The organism is Runella defluvii, from assembly GCF_014195535.1.
Taxonomy (GTDB): Bacteria; Bacteroidota; Bacteroidia; order Cytophagales; family Spirosomataceae; genus Runella; species Runella defluvii.
Window position 1 is genome coordinate 53290 of record NZ_JACIBY010000005.1, and the last position, 6421, is coordinate 59710.

Here is a 6421-nt window from a genome sequence, read left to right on the forward strand (position 1 = left end):
TCTGCGGCTCTCAATCTGCGCCAATCGGCGGGTAAAACGTTAAACAAACTTAGCTAACACGCTATTTATGAGGTCAACCGATAATCAGAGTCGGGTAAAACGTTTTCGACCACCCGAATTACAGGCATTTGTTATCAACTGGCCGTTTTCTAGTTCCAAATACCACGTATCACAAGCCAAGCACAGCACCAATGCACACGAAGGATTAGGAGCAAGTTTTTCTTTGGGTTCAATGGTAAACTTGTTGCCCTGATATACCAAGTAGCTTGGAACGCAGCAAGCAGGCAAGCCATTGGCATCAAGAATGACTCCATCGTAGCGGATTTCAAATACGGTGGCATCTTTGGGGGCTATTGGCTCCCATTGTTTTGCATCGTCCCCTTGCTTTACGGCATTGAGCATCCATTTGCCAACTACAGGTTTTATTTCGTCAGGAGCGAGACGCTTTTCATCACACGACCATGCTATCACCATCACTAAAAAAAGCAGTAACCCTTTCGCTTTCATCGATTCATTTATTTGCTATTCAACACTTTATATTTTTCAAATCTTGACGTACCGAACCCGTGCTAATCCATTACAATAACTAATCGTTAGTACGTTGTCTTGCAAATCCATGTTCCATGTTTCACAATAAACACAATTAATCAAAGCGCACATCGGGTTGTCTGGAACTGTTTCTTTGGGGACAATGCTAAATTTTTTGCCGTTTATAGTAAGATACAGCGGGCCACAGCACGTAGATAAACCCTTTGAATCAAGAACGACACCATCATAGCGGATTTCGAATTGGTGTTGACCGCTTTGGGTAACATATTCCCATTCCTTTTTGTCGGCTCGCTCAATGGCAGTCACTCGCCATTTTCCCACCAATGGCTGTATTTCTTCGGGCGTAAGCTGTTTTTCTTTGCACGAAAAAACACCCAAAACAAGAAAGAAAACCCAAACAACATTTTTCATCAGTTTCACAATTTTTTATTTGAGCCATCTACGACAATTAAACAGAACAATACGCTAATAATCAGAGTCGGGTAAAACGGTTTCGCCCACCCGAATTACAGGCATTTGTTATCAACTGACCGTTTTCTAGTTCCAAATACCACGTATCACAAGCCATGCACAACACCAACGCGCACGAGGGATTAGGGGCAAGTTTTTCTTTGGGTTCAATGGTAAACTTGTTGCCCTGATATACCAAGTAGCTTGGAACGCAGCAAGCAGGCAAGCCGTTGGCATCCAGAATAACCCCGTCGTAGCGAATTTCAAATACATAGCCATCTTTAGAAGCTACAGACTCCCATTTTCTTACATCTCCCGCTGGCTCAATAGCATCGAGTTTCCATTTTCCCACCAACGGCTGTATTTCTTCGGGCGTAAGCTGTTTTTCTTTGCACGAAAAAACACCCAAAACAAGAAAGAAAACCCAACCAACATTTTTCATTAGTTTCACAATTTTTTAACCGATGACGCCTAAACAAGCCCAATAGTTGGAAACAAAAAAAACGTCAGCCGTTTTTAACGACCGACGTTTAATTAGGTTGACTCAGGTTGTGAGCAACCCTCAACACACAAATTCAGGTTGTGAGCAACCTTCGATACACAAATTCGGGTTGTGAGCAACCCTCAGCACGGAACGAAACCCTCAGCACGGATTCGACATTCTGCCCTCACCCACTCGACACTCCAAAACTAGCTCCAATCTCTGTCCCACGAATCTTTGGCGTTCCATTCGTCGGTGGGAGCAAACCATTTTTGGTCTTTTATCAAAAACTTCTTCGCTACTTCTTCATTGAGCTCTACCCCTAAACCAGGCTTGTTAGGAACAGGAGCAAATCCATTGACAACCAAAGGTTTGTTGCCCGTTACAATGTCTTCCCACCCTTCTACGTCCACGCCGTGGTGTTCCAATGCCACGAAGTTTTCGGTAGCAGCAGCACAGTGTACGTTGGCCATAAATGAAATCGGGCTACCTGCAAAGTGCATCGCCATCGGGATACCATGTTCTTCGGCGTAGTCTCCAATTTTTTTGGTTTCCAAAATTCCACCCGACGAGGCCAAATCGGGGTGAATCATATCCACCGCTTTGGCATTAATGAGTTTGATAAACTCTTCTTTCAAGAAAATATCTTCACCCGTGAGGGTAGGCGTTTCGATGGCGTCTGAAATTTGTTTCCATTGGTCGGTATAAAACCACGGCACCAAGTCTTCGAGCCACGCCAATTGGTACTTTTCAACGGCTTTTCCCAAGCGAATGGCCGTGTTTACGTCAAAATGCCCGAAGTGGTCAGCCGATACGGGAATGTTATACCCCACCCCTTCCCGAATTTTGCTGACGTATTCGGCAATGTATTCCAAGCCCTTGTCCGTAATTTGAATCCGAGTGAAAGGGTGTTTCGTCATGCCATAGTTTCCTACGGTTTTGGTCTTGTTGTCACGCTGCGAAAGTTTCCAAACATTGTCCCCAATGAGCATCCCAGGTTTGCCCGCCAACAGCCCAATTCCAAAGTCCATCTTGAGGAAAGTGTAACCTTTGTCCAGACGGGTTTCTTTGAGTTTTTTGGCAAAAGTAGAAGGGTCGCTGATTTCGGGCGTATCGGCATAGAGGCGAACTTCGTCACGGTACTTTCCGCCAAGCATCTGATAAACAGGCACGTTATAGGCTTTGCCTGCCAAATCCCACAAGGCCATTTCTACCCCACATACCCCACCCGCAGCGCGCCCGTGTCCGCCAAACTGCTTGAGTTCTTTGAAGATTTTTTCAACGTTACAAGGGTTTTGACCCAACAAACGACTCTTCAGCATCAGGGCGTAATTGGGACTAGCACCGTCGCGTACTTCGCCCCAACCTACTAAACCTTGGTTGGTATCTATGCGGATAATTGGACTTTTAAACGGCACTCCCTGCAAATGAGCAATGCGCATATCGGTGATTTTTAGCTCCGAAGGCTTCGAATCACGTTTTACTTTTTGGGTAATAAATTCCATTTCTTTTTCGGGCTTTCCATCAAACATCAAGCCCATGGATAAGCCACCGAGTAAGCCTTTGCGTAGAAAGTCGCGGCGATTGTTTTCGGAAGCGGTGTGGGAATCGGGCAACTTAAAACGTTGTGTAAATTTTTTCATTGGGGTTTATCAATTAGGTGCGTACGCACGGTTAAGAGTTGAATTAACGATACAAGATTAGGTCAATTTTTTCTGAAAATATTTCAAAAATCACCGATGGAAAAAGATAGAAGTGTAGGCGGGGGAATTGTTTGATTTTTGTGTGTGTCATCCTTAACCAACGATTCTTTGTATTATGAAAAAAGTTATCCAAGCCCTTTTCTTGGCGGCAATGAGTTCTCCGTTATTTGCCCAAATTCAAGCACCCAAAGAGCTCATTCAGTTTTATACCCAAGAGTGGAAAGGCGAACGTTTCCCCGATGGCCGTCCTAAAGTACCCGATGAAATTGTAAAACGTTTGGCCAATGTGTCCATCGAAGAAGCGTGGGGTATCATGCGGGGCGATGGCTACAACAACCAATTTGAGGGTAATTTTCAAATTATTCACCCCGAAAAACCGCTCGTTGGACGCGTACTTACGGCGCAGTACATGCCCGCCCGCCCCGACATGGAAAAGCCCATCAAAGAAAAAGGAAAAGCTGAAGGCCGCCGAGGAAATACCAACTCATGGCCCATCGACGCGCTCCAAATTAATGACGTTTATGTAGCCGATGGGTACGGAAAAATCATCGACGGAACACTCATTGGCGATAACCTTGGCAACTCGATTTATGCCAAATCCAAAACGGGTGTGGTGTTCGACGCGGGTGTGCGCGACCTCGAAGGCTTGAGCGCTATCGACGGTTTTGTAGGATTCACGCGCGGCTACGACCCCTCGGCCATCAAAGACATGACGATGACCTGCATCAACTGTCCCATTCGCATTGGTCGGGCATCGGTACTGCCCGGCGACTTGGTATTGGGCAAACCCGAAGGCGTGATTTTTATCCCCGCGCATTTGGCCGAAAAGGTCGTAAATCAGTCCGAGTTTATTGCGTTACAAGACGAGTTTGGGCACAAAATGCTCCGTGAAAATAAATTCACCCCAGGCGAAATCGACATGAAATGGAATGATGCCATCAAAAACGCCTTCCGCGAGCACATCAAAACGCGTTCAGGAAAAGTGTATTTGACAAGCGAGCAGATTGAGAAGTTTTTGTCGAAGGAGTAGCTTTTAAGCGCCTTGTTTTGTGCTTTTGTGAAGTTGTTGGAGATAACCCAACAACTTTTTTTATGCCTTGCTTGCCCGTTCCAAAAATTCAGTATCTTGCTTCTGAAAACTCACCGTGGCATGAAAAATAAACCTTATCATATCTTTTTAGCTTCGTCGTTTCGCTTAGAGGTAGAACGACAAGCCTTTCGCAATGAAATTAACCGTATCAATGATTTTTTTGCAAAAGAAGGCACTTACCTCCAGTTGGATATTTGGGAGAAATTTGACGCGGCCAATGACCCCGTGCGAAAACAGAATTTCTACAACGAACACATCAAAAATGCGGATATTTTCGCCATTTTATATTGGGGTGAGTTGGGTGCTTTTACAACGGAAGAATATTTGTTAGCCCAGCAGTTATTTCAAGAAAAAGGCTTACCGCGCATTTATATTTTCAAAAAAAAAGGCGATTTAACTTTTGATGTTCGCCCCGAAAATGTAAGTAATTTGGCTGATTTGGAGGCTATTTGGTACGCAAAAGACAAAGCCCAATGGCCGTGGGAGTTTGAACACCCTGCCGAGTTTGTTAAAAAACTCTCTGATGATATTTTGGGACTGTTCGACAAAAAAGAACATACACACTTTACCCATCCCACGCGCCCACTCGCCACCCGCCTCAGTCTCAAGGGGGCATCCAATCCCGAGGTGTTTTTGGGTCGTGAAAACGAACTCCGTACCATCCGTGAGCGGCTCGATACGGGTGGTCGCCTCATGCTTATTAACGCCGAGGGGGGCATTGGCAAAACCACCCTCGCCGCCAAATATTGGAATGAAAGCCTCTACGACTACCAACATAACGCTTGGCTGTTTTGTGACAACGGCATCATCAATGCCCTCAAAGAATTGGCTCCAAAGCTTAACCTCGACCTGAGTGGGATGAACGAAGACCAGCAGCTCGATGCCCTCAAACGGGCCCTCGCTGCCGTAGAACACAATATGCTGCTTGTGCTTGATAATGCCAACGACCCCGACGATATTCGCGTGTTTAAGCAACATTTTGGGGGCTTTCACTGGCACGTATTGCTCACGAGCCGCTGCGCGGGTGTGCTCGATAAGCACCAAGAACTGCCCATTGTTCACTTGCCGCCACCGTTGGCCAAGGCCCTTTTTACCAAGTATTACCACGAAGACAGCCCCGACTTTGAGGCCCTGCTCGACCGCTTGCTGTTGGCTTTGCAGTACCACACGCTCTCGGTAGAGATTTTTGCAAAAAATATGGCTATCCTCGCCTCACGTGGCGAAACACTGGCCGATTTGGTAAAGCGACTGGAAACCGAAGGGTTGTTTTTAGGGAAGCGGAGTTTCAGTATTACGACCGACTATACCGATTTTACGCGCATCGAAGCCCGCAATAGCGACGACATCCTCGACCGTTTTTATAATTTTGCGAAGCTCACAGAGGACGCCCGCTTTTGGTTGGTGCAGATGGCCTTGCTCCCTCCAGAAGAATACAAGTTTACGTTTTTGTGCAGCCTTTTTGGCCAAGACGCCATTCAATTTGACGACCTGCACGCACTGGCACAGCGTGGCTGGCTTACCCAAACCGCTCAGGGGTTTAAAATTAGCCCCGTGATACAGGCCATTGCCCTTCGTAAAAACCAAACCACCCTCGGCACCGATGCCCAAGCCTTGTTGGACAAGCTCAATTATATTTTAGAAGCTGATGCAGACAATTTACTAAATATCTCGCTCACCGAAGCTGCGCCCTACGTGCAGCCCGTAGCGCACTTGAGCAAATGCCTACGCGAACACCCAAGTTGGGACATTGGCAGCTATAACTTCTCGGCAGGTATCTATTACAACAACACGGGCGATCTCGTAGAGGCCCGAAAATGTTATGATAACTACCAAACTATTTACCAACAACTCTTGGCACAAGACCCCGAAACCCTTTCCTACAAAAACGGCTTGGCCATATCTTATTCAAAATTGGGGGGTATTTACGAGGCTACGGGAGATTGGAAAAACGCTCTTTTGAATTATCAAGAAAGAAATAAAATAGGCAAAGAGATTTATGAAAGCAGTCCCGAAAACCTTTCCTACAAAAACGGATTGGCCATATCGTATTCAAAATTGGGGGGGATTTACGAGCAAACGGGGGATTGGAAAAACGCTCTTTTGAATTATCAAGAACAGCTTCGGATTTTTAAAGAGATTTATGAAAGC

General features: G+C 45.9%; 6 protein-coding genes. 2 read left to right on the top strand and 4 right to left on the bottom strand.

The annotated features are described in order from the left end of the window. Positions 1-84: 84 nt before the first annotated feature. The 4 genes from FHS57_RS12895 to FHS57_RS12910 form a co-directional block, all read right to left on the bottom strand. Entirely contained in the window at positions 85-507 is a 423-nt protein-coding gene (locus FHS57_RS12895) for a hypothetical protein (protein ID WP_183974244.1), read from the bottom strand. Between the two features lie 36 nt (positions 508-543). After that, positions 544-960: a hypothetical protein gene (locus FHS57_RS12900; RefSeq protein WP_183974246.1), complete on the bottom strand. Its 417-nt coding sequence runs from the start codon at positions 958-960 to the stop codon at positions 544-546. A 61-nt stretch (positions 961-1021) separates the two neighbouring features. Continuing rightward, on the bottom strand, positions 1022-1441 hold the full coding sequence (locus tag FHS57_RS12905; protein WP_183974248.1) for a hypothetical protein: 420 nt from the start codon (positions 1439-1441) through the stop codon (positions 1022-1024). A gap of 248 nt (positions 1442-1689) precedes the next feature. Beyond that, positions 1690-3123: a mandelate racemase/muconate lactonizing enzyme family protein gene (locus FHS57_RS12910; RefSeq protein ID WP_183974250.1), complete on the bottom strand. Its 1434-nt coding sequence runs from the start codon at positions 3121-3123 to the stop codon at positions 1690-1692. 175 nt (positions 3124-3298) lie between these two features. Here FHS57_RS12910 and FHS57_RS12915 point away from each other — a divergent pair, with 175 nt between their 5' ends. Beyond that, the gene (locus tag FHS57_RS12915; RefSeq protein ID WP_183974251.1) at positions 3299-4213 is read left to right on the top strand and encodes an RraA family protein; all 915 of its coding nucleotides are present in this window, start codon (positions 3299-3301) and stop codon (positions 4211-4213) included. Between the two features lie 120 nt (positions 4214-4333). Beyond that, positions 4334-6421 (top strand): tetratricopeptide repeat protein (locus FHS57_RS12920; protein ID WP_221225621.1); only part of this gene is annotated, 2088 nt, incomplete at its 3' end.

What these genes read in the sequence shown, in the direction of transcription:
- FHS57_RS12900 (WP_183974246.1), bottom strand. Translation starts at nt 960, where the DNA reads ATGAAAAATGTTGTTTGGGTTTTCTTTCTTGTTTTGGGTGTTTTTTCG.
- FHS57_RS12895 (WP_183974244.1), bottom strand. Translation starts at nt 507, where the DNA reads ATGAAAGCGAAAGGGTTACTGCTTTTTTTAGTGATGGTGATAGCATGG.
- FHS57_RS12905 (WP_183974248.1), bottom strand. Translation starts at nt 1,441, where the DNA reads ATGAAAAATGTTGGTTGGGTTTTCTTTCTTGTTTTGGGTGTTTTTTCG.
- FHS57_RS12910 (WP_183974250.1), bottom strand. Translation starts at nt 3,123, where the DNA reads ATGAAAAAATTTACACAACGTTTTAAGTTGCCCGATTCCCACACCGCT.
- FHS57_RS12915 (WP_183974251.1), top strand. Translation starts at nt 3,299, where the DNA reads ATGAAAAAAGTTATCCAAGCCCTTTTCTTGGCGGCAATGAGTTCTCCG.